The following is a 17,497-nucleotide window of genomic DNA, read 5'->3' as shown; positions in this document are numbered from 1 at the left end:
TGTTGGCGGGAGCGGTAAACGAGTGAAATCAGTTGGGTGGCGTTGCGTCCGATGTGGACAAACACTACAAACGGAGATGACACCGTTGCCAGCCACCGCACAAGAGAGAAATGAAAAATCCAAGTCTTATGGCACTTGCTCCTATTGAGGAAGCCATTGCCGACATCCGGGCCGGGCGCATGGTCATCGTTGTGGATGATGAAGACCGTGAAAACGAGGGCGATCTCGTCTGCGCCGCCGAGAAGGTCACACCGGACATCATCAACTTCATGGCCAAGTATGGGCGCGGCCTCATCTGTCTTTCACTGACGGAAGAACGCTGTGACGAACTCGATCTACCCCTTCAGGTCGCCAACAACACCTCCGGGTTTGGGACGGCCTTTACCGTCTCCATCGAAGCCAAACGGGGTGTGACAACCGGAATTTCGGCAGCCGACCGCGCCACGACGATTCTCACGGCCGTCAACCCGGCTACGCGCCCGGAGGACCTGGCGCGTCCCGGCCACGTGTTCCCCCTGCGCGCCCGGCGTGGCGGCGTGCTGGTACGTCCGGGGCAGACGGAAGCCAGCGTGGACCTGGCGCGCCTCGCAGGACTAACGCCGGCCGGAGTGATTTGCGAAATCATGAATGACGACGGTACGATGGCGCGCTTGCCGCAACTCATTGAGTTTGCCCGCCGGCATGGGCTGAAAATCGTCTCGGTTGCCGATCTGATCCGGTACCGGCTCGCCAATGAAATCCACGTCCGCTGCACGGCCGAGGCCATAGTGAACCTGCCCAGTGGGCGGTTTCGCGCCATGACATTTCGCAGTGACATCACCGATGAGGTGCATCTGGCGCTGGTGATGGGAGAACCCGAAAAGAAAGAGGCCGCGCTGGTGCGGGTGCACTCGCAAACCCTGCTTGGCGACGTGTTTGAAGAAGCCAGCGACGAGGCCGGCCGGTGGCTGCGGTGTGCGCTCGACAAAATTGCGGCTGAAGGGAGTGGCGTCCTGCTCTATCTCCGGCAGAAACATGCCGGAACGCACCTGGAGGAGCATCTGCGGGCGATTGCCAACGGTCAATCTGTCGTTCACGGGAGCGTCCGCGACTATGGCACCGGGGCGCAAATCCTGCGTGCACTGGGGCTGCATCGCATCCGCCTGCTCACCAATCATCCCCGCCGCCTGACGGCGCTGGAAGGGTTTGGTCTGGTGTTTGTCGAGACGGTGCCCCTCGATGCCTGACCGCTGGCGACACCTGGCCGGGTTCCTCACCGTGGCGTTTCTGGCTGGTGGGGTGCGCTTTGGCGTTCGGGTGGCGCGTGGCGATGCCACCTTCTGGGAACAAAGCTACGGCTTTTATTTCGATCTGGCCCAGAAGCTCGTCCGGGAGCACACCTTCTGTCTGGACGCGCTCACCTGCGCCTACTGGACGCCGCTGTATCCGGTATTCCTGGCGCTTGTCACTGGCGGCGAACGAAACTTTCTGTCCATTGCGGCCGCACAGTCGGCCGTTGGCGTGGTAACGGTCTGGTGCGCCTACCATTTGGCGCGGCTGTGGTTCAGCGCGCCGGCCGGGTGGCTGGCTGCTGTAGGTACGGCGCTGTATCCCTACTTTGTCGTCCATGACACGGCGCTTCAGGAAACAGGACTCTACACGGCAACCGTTGCCCTGGCGACGCTGGCGCTGGCCCTTGTGCCGGTATCCAGTCATCCACTGCGTCAGGCGCTTTTGGCGGGCAGCCTGACCGGCGTGGCGATGCTCGTACGTCCTTCTTTGGCGCCGGTTGTTCCGTTGGCACTTGGCTGGCTCTGGTGGAGTTGCCAGGCTATTTCATCAAACCGGCGGTGGCCGGTAGTTGGCGGCTATGCCTTGGCGTTGTTGTTTGTGCTACTCCCATGGCTGGCGCGCAACTGGCTGGTCGTGGGGCGTCCGGTGCTGACGACCCGTCTGGGACACTCGCTCTGGATAGCGAATAATCCCCAGACCTTTACCCATTATCCGGTCGAAAGCATTGACCGCAGCACGGCGGCGGCCTGGGCTGCCATGACACCAGCCGAACTGGCCGAAGTCGAACGGGCCACGCGCCGTGAAACGGACCTTGACGACTGGTTTCGCGCCCGGGCGTGGGCCTATATCCGGTCACATCCGGGGGCGACTGCCTGGGGAGCGTGCCGCAAGCTGGGCGCAGCGTTCTGGTGGCAGCTCAATCCGGTCAAAGGCCGGATGGAACAGCTCATCTATGGGGTGTCTTACGTGCCCGTGATGCTGCTGGCCGGAGTTGGACTATGGCTTCTGGGACGCCGGAAAAACTGGCCGGCGCTGCTTCTGTGCGTGGCGCACGTCTTGGCTTTCAGTGTGGTCACGGCGGTTTTCTGGGCGCATACCAGCCACCGGAGTTACCTGGATGTGTATTTCATCATCCTGGCGGCAGGGGCGTTGGCCTCATTCCGGCGACCGGACGCCCGGCCACTGCTCAGTTGGAAATAAAACTCCCCTGGCATCGAAGTTTGTCGGAAGGACAGCGCGACGGCCTGCCTGTTCAGGGGGAATCAACTTGCGCTGGAGCCGACCGATAGAGGATGTCATAACCCTTCAGCCGTGCCACCCTTGAGTACTTCTCCGAGAACACTTCCGGGAGTCCTTTGGTCTCTCCTGCAAGGCCACCAAATTGCAGTACGCGCTTGACAATCACCCATTTCACCTGACGGCGCTCGGCTTCTTCTACAATCTCTTCTGGGGAAAGAGGCGTAGCTGTGCGGTCAAAGATGACCATCGGAAGGGGATTGCGTCGCCCTGTCATCACGTAAAACGGATCCTCCTGCGGAACACATACCACTGGCTCGGATTCGGGAATGTATTTAGTCACAAAATCCAACAGTTCAAAAAAGTTACTGAGGTGAGGAACATGAACTGTAAAGCCACGGAATGAACCAGAAGTAACGGTTTGCAGTGTTTTTCCGCGCCTGTCAATGTAGCGTAACCGAATATTGCGATATACATAGGGAATAGCTGCAAGTGTCAGGGTGGTAGCGAAAGTCCAACACATCAGTAATTGCCAGCATTTGCCAGGTAGCGGCATTGCATATGCCATCATAAGCACAAAAAGTGCCCATATCCCGTAGGACGATCCGGTATGCCCTTGGGAAAGAAATGAAAAGAACGTCAGGATGACGGCTATCCACGGGAGCATCGTCCGAACCGGCTGTGACGCCGACAAGACTGCCGGCAGTTGCCATAATCCAACGACCAGCGTGAGGATCATGACCGGAACCCACAGCGACAACAGCGGATAATCGAACCCAACGAAGAAGCGTCCGCAGAGCCAGGTTATGGCGCTCACCACGACAAAAGGCCCCAGCAAAAGTGTCGCACTTGCGGTTGCCACCCAGAACGGGCGCGCCCCCTCGCCTTTTCGCTGCCACAGCCACCACCCCAACACCATCAGCCCACCCAGCACCCACGACTCATAGTTTCCATAAGTCTCCAAAATGAACGTCAGGTCTGCCAACCGGCGGCTGGCAGAGGCAAACACCCACCGCCAGTAGTTGCCCAACCCACAGGTCAGCCCCAGCCACACCGCCGCCCCAACCACGCCCACCACCACTCCTGCCCCAAACCACCGCAAACCCACAACATCCAGCTCTGCTGTCCCCTCTGCCTTGCTCTCCCCCTTGCCCTCTCCCCGGCTGCCCGCCCCAGCACCTACCCACCGCCCACGCAACCACCCCCACCACACCACCGCCACCACCACCAACGCCACATACGGATACCCCACATTCTGCTTCGCCAGCGCCGGCAACACCGTCGTCACCCCACCCAAAAACGCCACCACCGCCCCCACCCGCCGCGTCGCCACCCAGTGCAGCAGGTTCAGATTCAGCAACACCAGCCAACAGGCGTCCGGGTCATAAAACGGATGCGGATAAATACTGTGCGGTGCCAGCCATACCAGCGGCACACACAACGCCACCCCAGACCACCCCGGCACCAAAACCCGCACCAGCCCGTACGTCAGCAGCACGTACCCCACGTTCACCACCGTGCAGTACCACGCCGTCACCCCATAGCTGAACCCAAACACCTTGATCAGCGTCGCCTGCACGTGAAACGTCAGCGGCGAGTGCGGCAACCCGAAGTCCCGGTACATCACCTCCCCCTGCGCTATCCGCCATGCCGTGTCCACAATGTAGGCATAATCCCCCAACACCCCAATCCGCCCCGTCTGCCACTGGTGCACCGCCCCAGCCCCCACCGCCAAAACACAAACGGCAAGCCACAGAAGGGCTTGCCGCCATAACTCACGCCCACCAAAAATCGAAATCACCTCAGTCCATCCGAATGCAGATTTTCCCAAAGTGTCCACCCTGCGCCATCAACCCAAACGCCTGCTGTGTCTCTTCAAGGGTGAAGATTCTGTCCACTACCGGACGAATCCGGTTCTGCTCCAGGGCACGGTTCATCGCCTCGAACATCTCCCGTGACCCGACGATGATGCCCTGCACGCGGATGTTCTGCATCAGCACCGGCGCAATGTCAATTTCGCCAGTCCGCCCGGACAATACCCCCGATCAGGCTGACCCATTCAGGACAGCCTAAGCAAAAGCCAGCAGGCATCCAAGTGGGCAATGAAGCATTCTCCGGGCGTGTTCCAGTTGATCTTTGCCAATTTTTCATTGCTGTAACACAGCAGCCGTTTTCCCACGCAAGAAGAAACCGGTGAGTTGGTTTCTGAAAACAGCTATCGGTTCCAGATTTCAATTCCTGGATTTCACACAAGATTTAGGAGGTAGCCGTATGTGGGGAATACAGCAGCTTTTTGCTTTACCTTTTGCGCTTACGTTTCTAGTCTCCCATTGTCTGCCGTACGGAACGATGACCTGGAAAAAGAGTATCGGCAACATGGACTCGCTTCAAGCCTCAGAGCTTTTGGAAAAAGAAGAAGCAGGAAATAAGCTGTCGGAAAATCGGAACAGCGCAAACAGAACTGAGGCTGTAAGCAAAACACCTCCGCCCATCAGGAAGGTGGATGAGTCAGAGTACGGGCTGAAGTACCAGCCACTTCAGACGGAAACCAAAGCCACTGCATTCCAGTTCAAAGGATATGAAATCGTACCATTAGCCAACTATGCCATCCGGGCCAGGGTCTTGAAGTCAGAAATTGACTTCATCAGCCCGCTTGGAATGATTGCCCCCATCAGGTTGTGGGTCGGGTGGCGGCAAATGGGAAGTAACTGCAATTGCAGAAATATTCTCTTTGATGAGATTTCCGAAAAGTTTTACTACAGCTACATCCCCGGCGAAATTGATCCCAGGGAAATCAACAACTCAATCAGCTACCTGGCGCTTCTGCCAGCCGATGAGAGTATCGGAGAAGTTCTTCTCAGACTTGGGAAGTGCGATATGGTCAGGATGGAAGGCTTGCTGGTCAACGTCCGGGACGGAGAAAAAGGCTATGTGTGGAAAAGCTCCCTGTCCTATGCCGACAAATCACCCAAGGTACTGTTTGTTACCAGAGTCGGGATTGAAGAAGCCGGAAAGTAACCCGGTTTGCCAAAGTCTTCAGGAAAAATATCATCACGCGGAGCTGTCGCTGGTGGCTTGCCCCAACGAGCTAGCGTTTTTTGGAAGGGCATAAGTTCCGACGGCATGAGCCACCGGTGTCGGGTCATCAGCAACACGGATGAGAACCTCGCCGACGGCCGATCTTTGGCTCAATCGCAAAAGGGTAGCCTCGCCGATGGCGTCGCGCGCGACCGGACGCCGCAGGTAGTGAATCGTCATCTCACTGGTGACGGCTTCCAGCACGGGGCCGCACATGGCCAGAACGACCAGGTACAGTGCTGTGTCCGCCAGCGTAAACAGCGCCGGGCCGGAAAGCGTCCCGCCGGGGCGAATGTGCTCTTCGAGCCTGCGCATCCGCACCCGAACCCGCATGGGTTCTACGGTTTCGACACAAAACAACCCTGGCGGCACAAGCGGAAAAGCGTTGTGCAGCAAGTCATTGAGTTCCTGGGCAGACAGACGCGGCAGCAGGGCGGTCATCAGCGCATGCGTAACAGGGGTGAGCCTAGCTTGTCCGGTTGGGAAGGGTTCGCTGTTGGCCCGGAGGCCGCCGGCAGTCCCAGCTTTTTACGGATGAACGCCTCGGCCTCGGCTTCGATGAGTTCACCATTGGCGACGGTGACCTGCTCCGCCAGCACCTCACCCGTTTCGATGACTGCTGCCGGCTCAAGGAAGATGTTGTAGGGGGAACCGTAAGTGCGGAAGTCGCCCGTCATCCGCCGGTACAGCGCATGGGAAGTTTCGCCAATCCGGCGGCGGTCTTCGGATTCAACCACGACCGGGTAAGGCGCACCGGCTTCACCAAAAAAGGCCCTGGTCTCGTCGGTAGTGCCGTATTCGTTGACAGCAATGATGCCCAGCCCATGCGGTTGATATTTGGCGTGCAGGCGGGACAGAACTTCGGCCTCATAGCGCCAGTTGCCACACCAGGGCGCGAAGTACACAACCAGCACGAGTTTCTTGCCCTGCATCCACGTCCGCAGGTTGATGGGTTGGCCGTCGAGTCCGGGATAGGTCCAGTCTTTGTAGGGCAGCTTGACGGTTTGCAGCGGGGCGTACTCATGCCCGTCTTCCGTCGTGTTCATGTCCATGTGCCGGGGGACTGCCACGGCGGGTGCGTCCGCCAGGCTGAACCACGCCAGTGCCAGCAGACAGAGCAGGTGCGTCCAGTGGTTGCGTTTCATTTGTTGACTCCCTTGGCCGGCAAAGTCTTTGCCGCCTTGCCGAGCGCTGCGGCAAACACTTCGCTGACCTCCTGCACGTAGATGAATTTGAGACCTTTGACGAGTTCCGCCGGGATGTCCCTGACATCCGGCTGGTTCTGCGCCGGAAGGATGACGGTTTTGATGCCGGCCCGCCGCGCGGCCAGGATTTTTTCGCGGATACCGCCGACAGGCAGGACATCGCCGCGCAGGGTGATTTCGCCTGTCATCGCCACCGTGCGCCTGACAGGACGGCGGGACAGCGCCGACACCATGGCGGTGGCCATGGTGATCCCGGCTGAAGGCCCGTCCTTCGGAATTGCGCCTTCCGGTACGTGAATGTGGAGGTCATGCTGCGTGAAAACATCAGGCTCGATACCCAGTTCGCGGGCGCGGGACTTGGCATACGACAGTGCCGCATGGGCGGATTCCTTCATGACTTCACCCAGCTTGCCCGTCAGAAGCAGCCCGCCCTTGCCGCGCAGCAGGAGGGCTTCGACGTGCATCACGTCGCCGCCGACACTCGTCCAGGCCAATCCGGCGGCCACGCCGATGCGATCCTGGGACAAAATGGCGTCGGCTTTGAACTTCGGAACGCCAAGGTAATCAGCCAGATTGGCGGCCGTGATGGTGACTTTCCCGCTGTCGCCTTCGGCGACGCGCCGCGCCACCTTGCGGCACAGCTTGCCAATTTCACGTTCAAGCTGGCGGACGCCGGCCTCACGGGTGTAGCGGGCAATGGTCATCCGCAGGGCGCTTTCCGTGATGGCCAGATGCTTGCCGGTCAGGCCGCTCTCGGCAAGCTGCTTGGGCACGAGATGCCGCCGGGCAATGACGAGTTTTTCTTCCTGGGTGTAGCCCGGCAACCGCACAATTTCGAGCCGGTCGCGCAGGGCCGGTTGAATCGTGTCGGTGACGTTGGCCGTCAGCAGGAACATGACTTTTGAAAGGTCAAACGGCACACCCAAGTAGTTGTCACGGAAGGCGTGGTTTTGTTCCGGGTCAAGCACTTCCAGCAGCGCCGAGGCCGGATCGCCCCGGAAGTCGTTGCCCAGTTTGTCCACTTCATCGAGGAGCATCAGCGGGTTTTTCGTCCCGGCCTGCTGAAGCCCAAGGATGATGCGTCCGGGCATGGCACCCACGTAGGTTCGGCGGTGCCCACGGATTTCAGCTTCGTCGTGGACGCCACCCAGTGAAATGTGGACGAACTTGCGCCCGATGGCTTTGGCCACCGACCGGCCGAGAGAGGTCTTGCCCACGCCGGGCGGCCCGACCAGACACAATAACAGCCCTTTGGTATCCGGTTTGAGCCGCCGTACCGCCAGGGCTTCGAGAATGCGCTCCTTGACCTTTTCGAGGCCGTAATGGTCGGCATCGAGGACGGCTTTGACGTGCTGAAGGTCAATGTGGTCTTCCGAAAAGGTGTTCCAGGGAAGCGCCAGCAGGGTATCCAGATACGTCCGCAGCAGCCCCGCCTCGGCGGCGTCCGGGTGGAGCCGTTCAAGGCGTTTGAGTTGGCGCGTCGCTTCTTCCCGCGCCGGTTCGGGAAGGCGGGCTTCGGCAATTTTCTCCTGGTAGGCCGCCACTTCGTCGCCAGCATCGGAAACTTCACCCAACTCCTGCTGAATGGCCTTGAGCTGCTGGCGCAGGTAGAACTCGCGCTGGGAGCGGTCAATCTCACCCTTGGCCTGGCTGCTGATTTCCTGCTGTACCGTGAGAATGCCCACTTCGCGGGCCATGAGGTCGTGAACGCGCCGCAGACGGGCAATGGGGTCGGCTTCTTCGAGAATCGCCTGGGCGTCGCTGAGCTTGGCGTCGAGGTTGGAGGCGCAGAGATCAGCCAGGCGGCCCGGATCATCCAGGGATGCCGCAATGGCGAGCACTTCGGCAGAAATCTGCTTGCCCAGGGTGACAATCCGTTCGAGCAATCCCTTGACCGCGCGGACCAGGGCTTCAACTTCCAGGGTCATCTCCACCGAGGCTTCAGGAATGGTTTGCACCTGCGCCTGCATGTAGCCGGCTTCGTCGGTCACACGCAGAAGCGTTGCGCGCGCCAATCCCTGAACGAGAATCCGCACCCGGCCATCGCCGGTTTTGAGCAGGCGCATCACGGCCGCAATCGTACCAACCCGGTGCAGGTCATCGCCGGTTGGGTCCTCATGCTCTGGATCGCGCTGGGTGGCGAGCACAATCAGACGCCGGTTGGGGAGGGCGTTTTCGATGGCGCGTTGCGATTTCTCGCGCTGTACAAAAAGGGGAACAATGAGAAATGGAAAAACGACGATGTCGCGCAGCGGCAACAACGGCAGTGTGTCGGGAATATCGCCTGTCTCCTCGTTGGTCAACGGGAGTTCATCGGATAACTCGTGTGTCATCGGCAACGCCACGTTGGCGCTTGGGATTTTGGAGACCATAGTGATTTGAGCGAACATATCCTGGCAAACCGGTAAGGTATCGCGTTTCAGGCTGGATGGGAAAGTCATCCCGGACGGGAGACTGTGGTGTGTGGGGCGGTGTCGGTCTGAAAATTAAGACGAAACACCCCTGACTGCGGCTGTGCCTTTGCCGCTCCAGGGCGTCCGGTTCCGGTGCCGTCCATGGGTAATCTTCGGCGTCTTTGGATTTTAAACAAGGATGTCACATCGCCTGCGTACCGTGGTGTAAATGGCAGAGCTGAGAGAAGCCGCGGTAAGCCAGCCTATCTGCGTCATGTTTCGTTGGTCATCACCCCTCAGACCGATGTGCTTCTTGACAACAGCAGGCTCGATGCCAGGAGGTAGCCTATGAGTTCCTACCCGGTCAGTACCCCCAAGCCTTCCGACTCGTGGAAATCTGTAACCCCCGCCTCAAATGGAGCGACAACTCTTCCAGACAACGACGCCTGGGTGGTCCGGTCGTTCGTCATTGTCTGGTTTACCCTGCTCCTGTGTTTCACCGTCGTCATCATCTGCCTGCCCAAGACAGGATTTCTGCTGGCTTACCTGCTGGCTTGTGCGGGCGTGATCACGATGCTGTATGTGCGGCGAATCGTCGCCGAGCCGGTCAGGGAACTGACGAAGTTCGATACTTCTGACCCCTACCGACTGGCCTACCTGCGCGGGGGAGCCAATGAAGCCCTGCGGGTGGCCACGGCCGTCCTCATCGAAGCCCGTCACCTGATGCTTTTGCAGAACGAGTCGTCGGAAAAAAAGGAAAAGCAGCTCGTGACCGCGCCGGACTGTGATGCGAAGTCGCTGCCATTTCCTCTGGAAAGAGCCGTACTTCGCTTTTTCACAACTCCACGGAAGCCGGAGGAAATCTTCGAGCAGGGCGGTCTCAAGCAGCAGGTGGATGACCTTTACAAGGAAGAGTTGGAGAAAGCCGGCTTGTTGCCCTCTGAAGCCCAGAAACAGGCCCGTACCAGTCGGGCGCTGTTTGCCCTGATCTTTATTCTGGTTGTCGGTTTAGCCAAGATCGGTGTCGCTGTGTGGCATGGGTACAGGAACATCGGCTTTACCGTGCTGATCATGATTGTTGCGGCGATCTGGGCCTGGAGTTTTAGCGGAGACTACCGGATGCGCTTTGGCGACTATGTTGTGAAGTCACTGGAATCGCTGTTTGAAGGGATGCGCGCCCAAGCTGCCGCTCTCAAAGCCAACGCCTCGATGGCGCAGATTGCCCTGCTGGCCGGTGTCTATGGTGTCGCGGCTCTGCCGGCGGAGGTTTTTCCTGAAGTCCGGGAAGCCTTCCCCAAAGCTCCGACCGACAGCTCATCCTGTGGAAGTTCCTGCAGCAGTTCGTGCAGCAGCGACGGCGGCAGTTGTAGCAGTTGCGGCGGTGGCTGTGGCGGTTGTAGCTAGGTCTTGGGCGGGTTGCCCGGATTTCACCGGGCGCCCGGTTGTGTGATGGCTGAATCTCCGGTGGTGGCGGCTGAATATGATGGAAACCCGGCTTGATCGCGTCGGTCTGGGGTGGCGTGCCCCTTTGGCAGCCGACATCATGGCGAACCTTGAGCGCATCGAAGTGATAGAAGTCATTGCTGACGACTACTTCGATGCGCCCCGCAAAGATCGGCAGGCTTTACGTTGGCTGGGGCGGCAGTCGCCACTGGTGCTGCACGGTGTTTCCCTGGGGTTGGCCTCGACTGCCCCGGTTGATCCCGTCCGGCTTGACCACCTGGCACGCCTCATCGGCGAGGTCGAGCCATGGCTGTGGTCGGAGCATCTCGCCTTTGTACGTGGCGGCGGCGTTGAAGTCGGCCACCTGGCCGCGCCGCCGCGAACGGCTGCCACCATCGAGGGTACGGCACGCAATCTCACCACCGCACGCACCATTGTCGGCAGCCCCCCACTGGTTGAGAACATCTCCACCATTATCGAGCCGCCCGGCAGTGCGCTCGATGAAGTGACCTGGCTGGAAGGTATCCTGGCCGCCACGGAAAACGGTTTACTGCTCGACCTGCACAACCTGTACGCCAACGCCTGCAACTTCGATTTTGACCCCCGTGAAGCCATCGCCCGGCTGCCCCTGGAACGGGTTGGCTACATTCACCTGGCAGGCGGGAAGTGGGTGCAGGCGACGCGCTTTCCGGGGCGGCGGCTGCTTGACGACCACCGCCATGCGACGCCCCAGCCAGTGTTTGACCTGCTGACAGAAGTGGCACGGCGGGCTTACCAGCCGTTGGTTGTCATCCTGGAGCGCGACGGCGACTATCCACCCTTTGCCGAGCTTCTGGATGAACTCGATGCTGCGCGCGCTGCCCTGGCACGGGGGCGCGCCGACCGGAACGCCAACCAGAACGTACGCACCGATGTCGTCGCCACACTTTGAAGCCTTTTTGGCGCGGCTCTATGCCGATGAAGTTTTCCGGGAGCAGTTTTTGGCCGCGCCGGAAAACACGGCCAGCACCTTTGGGCTGTCACCGGAAGAATGCGCGGCGCTGGCGGCGATTGATCTGACGGGGCTGGAGCTGGCTGCGCGGGTGTTTGCCAAAAAGCTCGACTACAAGGCGGAGTACAAACGCCGGCAGGGATGGCGAACCCGCTGGCGGCGGTGGTGGCGTGATCGCTGGGCGGAGTGGCGGCACCGCCGACGGACAACCCTTCAGGCGAAATAGAGCGCCAGCGCCGTCCGGGCCAGATTCCACACGCGCGTCCAGTTGAGCTTCCCATTACGGGCATCGTGCAGGCTGGCCCAGACCTTCTCCCGCAGTTGCGCGCTTTCGCGCCGGAACAGGAAATCGCGCGCATAGGGCATGGCAACTTCAAGGAAGTTGAAACGCGGGTTCATGGTGATGCTGATGCCTTCCAGAGTCATCAGCGCCCGGATGATGAAGGTGAATGAGGCGGGCGTCGAGAAGGGGTAGCGGTAGATGATGTCGCCCAGGTCGTAAGTCAGGTCCTTGAAGCGGACTTCCGAGAGGTTGACATCGAGTTTGCGCCGGAACAGGTCTTCGACGACGCGCGCAAACTCTTCCATGTCGGCTTCAGGCGAAAGAAATCCCAGCCCGACCAAATCCCGGACGATGCCCGGCGCATCGCGTTCGATGAGGTGGAAGAAGGCGCTGACCATCTGGCTTTGCAGGGTCGGGGAGATATGCCCGACCATGCCGAAGTCGAAAAAGGCCAGCCGTCCGTCGCGCAGCATGAGAATGTTGCCCGGATGCGGGTCGGCGTGAAAGAAGCCGTCTTCAAGCAGTTGCTTGAAGTAGGTGCGATACATCAGCTCGTTGGCTTCTTTGGCGTCAATGCCGGCGGCAGCCAGCCCTTCCAGATCGGTCACACAGATGCCGCGCAGGAACTCCATAGTGAGGACCCGCGAGGTCGTCTGTTCCCAGAAGATGGTCGGCACGTGGACCCGCGGCCAGTCGGCGAAGTTTTGCCGGAAGCGTTCGGCATTGCGGCCTTCGTTGCGATAATCGAGTTCGGCATAGATCGTGCGCTCGAACTCATCAATCATCCCAACCCAGTCGTTGCCTTTGAAGAGCCGCTTCGAGTTGGCCATCCACCGGGCGATACGGCGCAGGATGTCCACATCCTCGCTGATGCGCACCACGAGGTTGGGGCGTTGCACCTTGATGGCCACTTCCTGCCCGTCGTGCCGGACGCCGCGATAGACCTGTCCCAGACTGGCGGCGGCAACGGGTTCCGGGTCAACGGTGTGGAAAAGCTGGCTGACGGGCGCGCCCAACTCGCTCTCGATGATGGCGAAGGCTTCACTGTTCGGAAACGGCGGCACACGGTTCTGGAGCTTGGCCAGTTCCTGAATGAACGGCACCGGCAGCAGGTCGGCGCGGGTGGCCAGTGCCTGCCCGATCTTGATGAACGTCGGGCCGAGCCGGATGAGCTGTTCGCGCAGCCGGGCTGCCTGGGCTTCGAGTTTTTCCGTTGGAAGTGCCGCCAGATTGCCGTCCGAATGGGTCCGGGCGCGCCGGAGGTCACGGTACAGCATCCAGGCGAAGCGCCCCAGAACCCACACGATAAAAAGCGTTCGCTGCCAGTGGCGAAGCCAACTCCAGACCCCCCGCCGCGTGGGGACAACCGGTGGGTGAACGTTTGGTGAGATGGAGAAGTCTGCGGGCAGGGTACGGTTCATCGAGGTCACATGCCACCGGTGCGGGGTTCACCGGATGGGCCTTCCCCGCCCGTTATAGCAAACTCATCCTATGGGCAAAAGCGACAAAAGCCGACGGCTGCCGTCACTGGCGCCGTCACTGGCCGGCTGGCGGCAGGGCGCCTGAGCATCAGGAAGTGTGGTCATAAACGATGCGCCAGCCGTTGGGAAAGCGCCGTACCAGGAGGGTGAAGCGCCCGGAAGCGACCTGTTCGGGAAGTACGACCCGCCAGGCCCCGCGTACGAGTGCCGCGCGCGGCCCGACCATCTCGATGACAAGGTCCTGGAAGTCAAGCGTTCCCATGGCGCGTCCTTCGGACTGGTAGCGTTGCCGGTAGCGCGCCAGCGTCGCTTCCCACCCCTTGGTCACGGTCGTTCCGGAAACGAAGGTCAGTTCCGGCGAGCGCCAGTAACCGTCCATGAAACCTTCCAGATCGCCCCGGTTCCAGGCGGCTGCCTGGTTGTCGAGCAGCGTACGGATGGCGGTCACGGACGATGGCGGCTGCGCCGGAGCAGGGCTTGCGCCAAGCAGAAACCAGAGCAGACAGAAACACGAGGCAAGCGGTCGGAAAGGCATGGGATTCAGGGTGGTTTTCACTCGATGATTTTGACGTCGCCTTCGAATTTTCGGTAGTTCCGAAACTCGCTGACATTCCGAAAGGCCTGGCGATAGGCATCGCTCACCTGGATGGTCTCGGCCGTCAGCGGCATCCAGTAGTTCTTGCCGAGAATCGTGACCCAGTCGTAATCCACGGCGGATTCGACCTGTGACATGGGAAAGCCCGGCGGAATATCGGTTGCCGTATGTTCGATGCGCAGCACGCGCTTGGTGGCTTCGTCAATCCACAGGCTGCCCTGATAGCCGACCTGAATGCGCTGCGGTGTGCCGTCGGAGAGCCGTACGGTGAGGGTGTAGCCGGAATTGGCCCGGGGAACGACGAAGTCATACACGCGACAGAGGCGCCCCCGGTAGCGTTCCCGTTTGGCTTCGCGGAACCGGGTGTTGGTGCTGGGCAGGAACGGCGCGGCAAGCTGACCGGAAAAATCGCCAACGGAAGTCGCGCCGCCAACGTCTTCATAGCGCCGTTGGGTGGCGCGTCCGTTGATGGACAGCAGTTCGACCCGTTCGCGTCCGCCCTCGACCCGGACTTCCGTTTCGAGGGTGTCGCGCGTTTGCCACTGGCCGCGACCATCCCGCACCATGCGGCGGATGGTTTGGGTGACGATAAAATCCGGGAGGTCATCGGCGCTGCGCAGGGCATGAAACCGGGCCTGCTCGATGAGTGGCAGTTGGCTGAGACGTGCCGTTTCGTCTTCAGATGAGGCCGGCGGCTCGTTGTCAGGTGGGTCTTCCTGATCGCGGGGTGGTTCCGGGGTGGCAGGGGCACTACCCGAAGGTATGGTACGGGTGGGTTTGGGACGCGCCGTTGGGGATGGTTTTGGCGATGGTTGAGAGGGGGCAAACGTCAGTTCGACCAGGGCCGTGATGAGTGCCCCGGGCGCGCCGAGCTGACGGGCGCGGTCGAGAACTTCGTCCGTGACTTCAAACGCGATGCCACGTTGGCGCAACTCCCGGATGGCCGCGTCAGTGGTGATTTGTCCCTGGCGCACACGCTGGACAAGACGGTAAAAGCCCACTTCCGACAGCGGGCCGGTCTGGTTTTCCGAAGTTTCCACCGAGCGCGGACGCTGCAAGGCAGGGTTGTTCCCGCCCGTCCCGGCGAGGATTGTGGTGCGCAGGGCATGGCTCATCAGGAGCATCAGCCCGGCGACGGCAAGAAAGAGCTTGAGTCGGGTGGGATGAACTGCCATATCATCGGGTCTCAGGGTTACGAACCGCCTTTGTACCTCACCATGCTGTCACACGCTGTGGAAACCAACCGTGATTAAGTCGGACAAGTGGATCCTTCGCATGTGCGAAGAGTATAACCTGATTTCGCCCTTTGAGCGGCGGCTCATCCGGCAGGTCGAAGACCGGCGCATCATAAGCTGTGGGCTGTCAAGCTATGGCTATGACTGTCGTCTGGCGCGGGATGAGTTCAAGGTCTTTTCTCCGATTCAGGGGACGGAAGTGGACCCCAAAAACTTCAATCCCGACAACCTGCTCGACATTCCGCTGCGAACGGCGGCCGACGGCAGTTGCTACTGGTTGCTGCCGCCCCACTCTTATGCGCTGGGGGTGACCATTGAGCAGTTCCAGATGCCGCGCAACGTCACGGCGATTGCCCTTGGAAAAAGCACCTATGCGCGTTGTGGGCTGATTCAGAACACCACGCCCCTCGAAGCCGACTGGAAGGGGCGGCTGGTCATCGAGCTGTACAATGCGGCCAACCTGCCAGTCCGGCTCTATGCCGAAGAAGGATTCGTTCAGATCATCTTCTTCGAGTCGGACGAGGAATGCGCCGTTTCCTACAGTGACCGCGCGGGCAAGTATCAGCATCAGACCGGATTGACCCTGGCCAAGGTTTAGGCAAGCGCATGGCACTCGTCATTCGGAACGGCCGCGTCTGCGATCCCTCGCAAAACCTGGATGCGGTCATGGATGTTCTGGTGGTGGACGGCCGCATTGCAGCACTGGGGCCAAATCTGGACATCCCTCCACAGGCGGAACTGGTGGATGCGACTGGGTTGGTCGTGGCGCCGGGGTTCATTGACGTTCACGTGCACCTGCGTGAGCCGGGCTTTACGGCGAAGGAAACGATAGCTACCGGAACACGCGCGGCTGTGGCCGGCGGCTTCACGGCCGTGTGCTGCATGGCGAACACCTCGCCGGTCAACGACTCGCCGCTGGTCACGCGCTACATTCTCGACCGGGCGCAGGAAGCCGCCGCATGCCGCGTGTATCCCATTGGCGCTGTGACCAAGGGATTACAGGGGGAAGCCCTGGCGGATATTGGCGGGATGGCGGCGGCCGGGGTCGTGGCCCTGTCGGATGACGGACATGGGATTGCCAACGCCAACCTGTTGCGACGGGCGCTGGAATATGCCAGCGACTTTGGATTGCCGGTCATTGATCACTGTGAAAATCGTGACCTGGCGGCTGGCGGTGTCATCAATGAAGGGGCTGTGTCCACGCGCCTGGGCGTACGGGGGATGACGCGCGCCGCCGAGGAAGTGGATGTGGCGCGGGATGTCGTGTTGTCCAGCCTGACGGGGGCGCACATTCACATTGCCCATCTGAGCACGGCCGGTTCGCTGGAACTGGTGCGGCGCGCCCGCGCCGAGGGCTTGCCGATTACCTGTGAAGTTACACCGCATCATCTGACGCTTGATGAATCCGCTGTCTTGACGCTGGGGCCACTGGCCAAGATGAATCCGCCGCTGCGTACGGCCGGGGATGTCGAAGCCCTGCTGGAAGGTGTGGCTGACGGCACGGTGACTTGTCTGGCGACCGACCATGCGCCGCACACAACGCTGGAAAAGGACCAGGTGCTTTTGCACGCGTCCTTCGGGGTGGTGGGACTGGAGTGCGCCGTAAGCCTGATGCTTGACCGGCTTCACTGGCGGCAGGGCATTCCGTTGCCGCGCCTCATTGAGCTGTTTTCGACCGGCCCGGCGCGTGCCTTCAACCTGCCTGGTGGGACGTTGCAAATTGGCTGCCCGGCGGATATGACAATACTGGACATCCACCGCGAAACGGTGGTGGATGTGCGTCAGTGGCAGTCGAAAGCGCGCAACTGCCCTTTCGATGGCTGGCGGCTCAAAGGCGCGCCGGTCATGGTGGTGGTGGGTGGCGAGCGGCGGAGTGTTCTGCTGCCGCCTGTGCTTGCCGAAACGGTTGCGGCAGACCACGGGACAAGTTAACGTGCGCCGATTTTTCGTGTGCCGGTGTGCTTCCGTCACGGGCCGGCACACGCCAAATACTGAAGAAGAGAGAGGATGCATTCGCTCATGGCAGAGCAATCCGTTGAAGAGAAAGTCAAAGCTATCATCGTCGAGGAACTCGGCGTGGATGAAAGTGAAGTGACCCCGGAGGCCAAGTTCATCGAGGACCTGGGTGCGGATTCACTCGATACGGTCGAACTCGTCATGCGTTTCGAGGAAGACTTCGGACTCGAAATTCCTGATGAGGACGCCGAGAAGATCCTGAGCGTGAAGGATGCAATAAGCTACATCCAGTCCAAGCTCGGATAGACTGTGCGTTCCACAAGCTGTTT

17 protein-coding genes are annotated in these 17,497 nt (G+C 60.4%); 9 read left to right on the top strand and 8 right to left on the bottom strand.

Annotation, left to right across the window (positions count from 1 at the left end; all coding sequences use genetic code 11):
- Positions 1 to 128: 128 nt before the first annotated feature.
- Positions 129 to 1,226 (top strand): 3,4-dihydroxy-2-butanone-4-phosphate synthase, encoded by a 1,098-nt coding sequence (gene ribB, locus J8C05_RS07720; protein ID WP_211421655.1) that lies wholly within the window; start codon positions 129 to 131, stop codon positions 1,224 to 1,226.
- Positions 1,219 to 2,472, top strand: coding sequence for a glycosyltransferase family 39 protein (locus J8C05_RS07715; RefSeq protein WP_211421654.1), 1,254 nt, complete (start codon positions 1,219 to 1,221; stop codon positions 2,470 to 2,472). The genes ribB and J8C05_RS07715 overlap by 8 nt, the downstream gene beginning before the upstream one ends.
- A gap of 52 nt (positions 2,473 to 2,524) precedes the next feature.
- Here the strand turns inward: J8C05_RS07715 and J8C05_RS07710 are convergent, their stop codons facing one another.
- Both J8C05_RS07710 and J8C05_RS07705 read right to left on the bottom strand, forming a co-directional pair.
- Positions 2,525 to 4,192 carry a hypothetical protein gene (locus J8C05_RS07710; RefSeq protein WP_246840764.1) on the bottom strand — a complete coding sequence of 556 codons (1,668 nt, stop codon included), beginning with the start codon at positions 4,190 to 4,192 and terminating at the stop codon, positions 2,525 to 2,527.
- Between the two features lie 118 nt (positions 4,193 to 4,310).
- The gene (locus tag J8C05_RS07705) at positions 4,311 to 4,544 is read right to left on the bottom strand and encodes a zinc-binding dehydrogenase (protein WP_246840683.1); all 234 of its coding nucleotides are present in this window, start codon (positions 4,542 to 4,544) and stop codon (positions 4,311 to 4,313) included.
- A gap of 157 nt (positions 4,545 to 4,701) precedes the next feature.
- Here J8C05_RS07705 and J8C05_RS07700 point away from each other — a divergent pair, with 157 nt between their 5' ends.
- On the top strand, positions 4,702 to 5,526 hold the full coding sequence (locus J8C05_RS07700; RefSeq protein WP_211421653.1) for a hypothetical protein: 825 nt from the start codon (positions 4,702 to 4,704) through the stop codon (positions 5,524 to 5,526).
- 33 nt (positions 5,527 to 5,559) lie between these two features.
- Here J8C05_RS07700 and J8C05_RS07695 read toward each other — a convergent pair whose 3' ends face one another.
- The 3 genes from J8C05_RS07695 to lon are packed head-to-tail and all read right to left on the bottom strand — an operon-like array spanning position 5,560 to position 9,163.
- Positions 5,560 to 6,027: a PaaI family thioesterase gene (locus J8C05_RS07695; protein WP_014100040.1), complete on the bottom strand. Its 468-nt coding sequence runs from the start codon at positions 6,025 to 6,027 to the stop codon at positions 5,560 to 5,562.
- On the bottom strand, positions 6,027 to 6,731 hold the full coding sequence (locus J8C05_RS07690; protein ID WP_211421652.1) for a TlpA family protein disulfide reductase: 705 nt from the start codon (positions 6,729 to 6,731) through the stop codon (positions 6,027 to 6,029). The genes J8C05_RS07695 and J8C05_RS07690 overlap by 1 nt, the downstream gene beginning before the upstream one ends.
- A complete protein-coding gene (gene lon / locus J8C05_RS07685) occupies positions 6,728 to 9,163 on the bottom strand; it encodes an endopeptidase La (protein ID WP_246840682.1) in 2,436 nt (811 codons plus the stop codon). Before lon ends, J8C05_RS07690 begins: the two co-directional genes overlap by 4 nt.
- Before the next feature lie 369 nt (positions 9,164 to 9,532).
- On the opposite strand from lon, the gene J8C05_RS07680 reads away from it, so the two are divergent.
- The 3 genes from J8C05_RS07680 (at position 9,533) to J8C05_RS07670 (ending at position 11,844) form a co-directional block, all read left to right on the top strand.
- Entirely contained in the window at positions 9,533 to 10,588 is a 1,056-nt protein-coding gene (locus tag J8C05_RS07680; protein WP_211421651.1) for a TIGR04222 domain-containing membrane protein, read from the top strand.
- Between the two features lie 76 nt (positions 10,589 to 10,664).
- A complete protein-coding gene (locus J8C05_RS07675; protein ID WP_211421650.1) occupies positions 10,665 to 11,558 on the top strand; it encodes an MbnB/TglH/ChrH family RiPP precursor modification enzyme in 894 nt (297 codons plus the stop codon).
- Positions 11,539 to 11,844: an Os1348 family NHLP clan protein gene (locus J8C05_RS07670; protein ID WP_211421649.1), complete on the top strand. Its 306-nt coding sequence runs from the start codon at positions 11,539 to 11,541 to the stop codon at positions 11,842 to 11,844. Before J8C05_RS07675 ends, J8C05_RS07670 begins: the two co-directional genes overlap by 20 nt.
- Here J8C05_RS07670 and J8C05_RS07665 read toward each other — a convergent pair.
- The 3 genes from J8C05_RS07665 to J8C05_RS07655 all read right to left on the bottom strand — a co-directional run bounded on the left by J8C05_RS07665 (position 11,832) and on the right by J8C05_RS07655 (position 15,152).
- Complete coding sequence (locus tag J8C05_RS07665; RefSeq protein ID WP_211421648.1) at positions 11,832 to 13,322, bottom strand: ABC1 kinase family protein; 1,491 nt, start codon at positions 13,320 to 13,322, stop codon at positions 11,832 to 11,834. The two genes, J8C05_RS07670 and J8C05_RS07665, sit on opposite strands and share 13 nt — an antisense overlap.
- 148 nt (positions 13,323 to 13,470) lie before the next feature.
- Positions 13,471 to 13,917 (bottom strand): YybH family protein, encoded by a 447-nt coding sequence (locus tag J8C05_RS07660; RefSeq protein WP_211421647.1) that lies wholly within the window; start codon positions 13,915 to 13,917, stop codon positions 13,471 to 13,473.
- 17 nt (positions 13,918 to 13,934) lie between these two features.
- Positions 13,935 to 15,152, bottom strand: coding sequence for a hypothetical protein (locus tag J8C05_RS07655; protein WP_211421646.1), 1,218 nt, complete (start codon positions 15,150 to 15,152; stop codon positions 13,935 to 13,937).
- A gap of 70 nt (positions 15,153 to 15,222) precedes the next feature.
- Between J8C05_RS07655 and dcd the strand changes: the two genes are divergently transcribed.
- The 3 genes from dcd (at position 15,223) to J8C05_RS07640 (ending at position 17,474) form a co-directional block, all read left to right on the top strand.
- Positions 15,223 to 15,810: a dCTP deaminase gene (gene dcd, locus J8C05_RS07650; RefSeq protein ID WP_407062684.1), complete on the top strand. Its 588-nt coding sequence runs from the start codon at positions 15,223 to 15,225 to the stop codon at positions 15,808 to 15,810.
- An 8-nt stretch (positions 15,811 to 15,818) separates the two neighbouring features.
- On the top strand, positions 15,819 to 17,144 hold the full coding sequence (locus J8C05_RS07645; protein WP_211421645.1) for a dihydroorotase: 1,326 nt from the start codon (positions 15,819 to 15,821) through the stop codon (positions 17,142 to 17,144).
- A gap of 87 nt (positions 17,145 to 17,231) precedes the next feature.
- Positions 17,232 to 17,474, top strand: a complete 243-nt coding sequence (locus J8C05_RS07640) for an acyl carrier protein (RefSeq protein WP_041569722.1) — start codon at positions 17,232 to 17,234, stop codon at positions 17,472 to 17,474.
- Positions 17,475 to 17,497 lie beyond the last annotated feature (23 nt).

This window comes from Chloracidobacterium sp. N, from assembly GCF_018304765.1.
GTDB lineage: Bacteria > Acidobacteriota > Blastocatellia > Chloracidobacteriales > Chloracidobacteriaceae > Chloracidobacterium > Chloracidobacterium aggregatum.
This window is presented reverse-complemented; position numbering and strand designations above follow the sequence as displayed.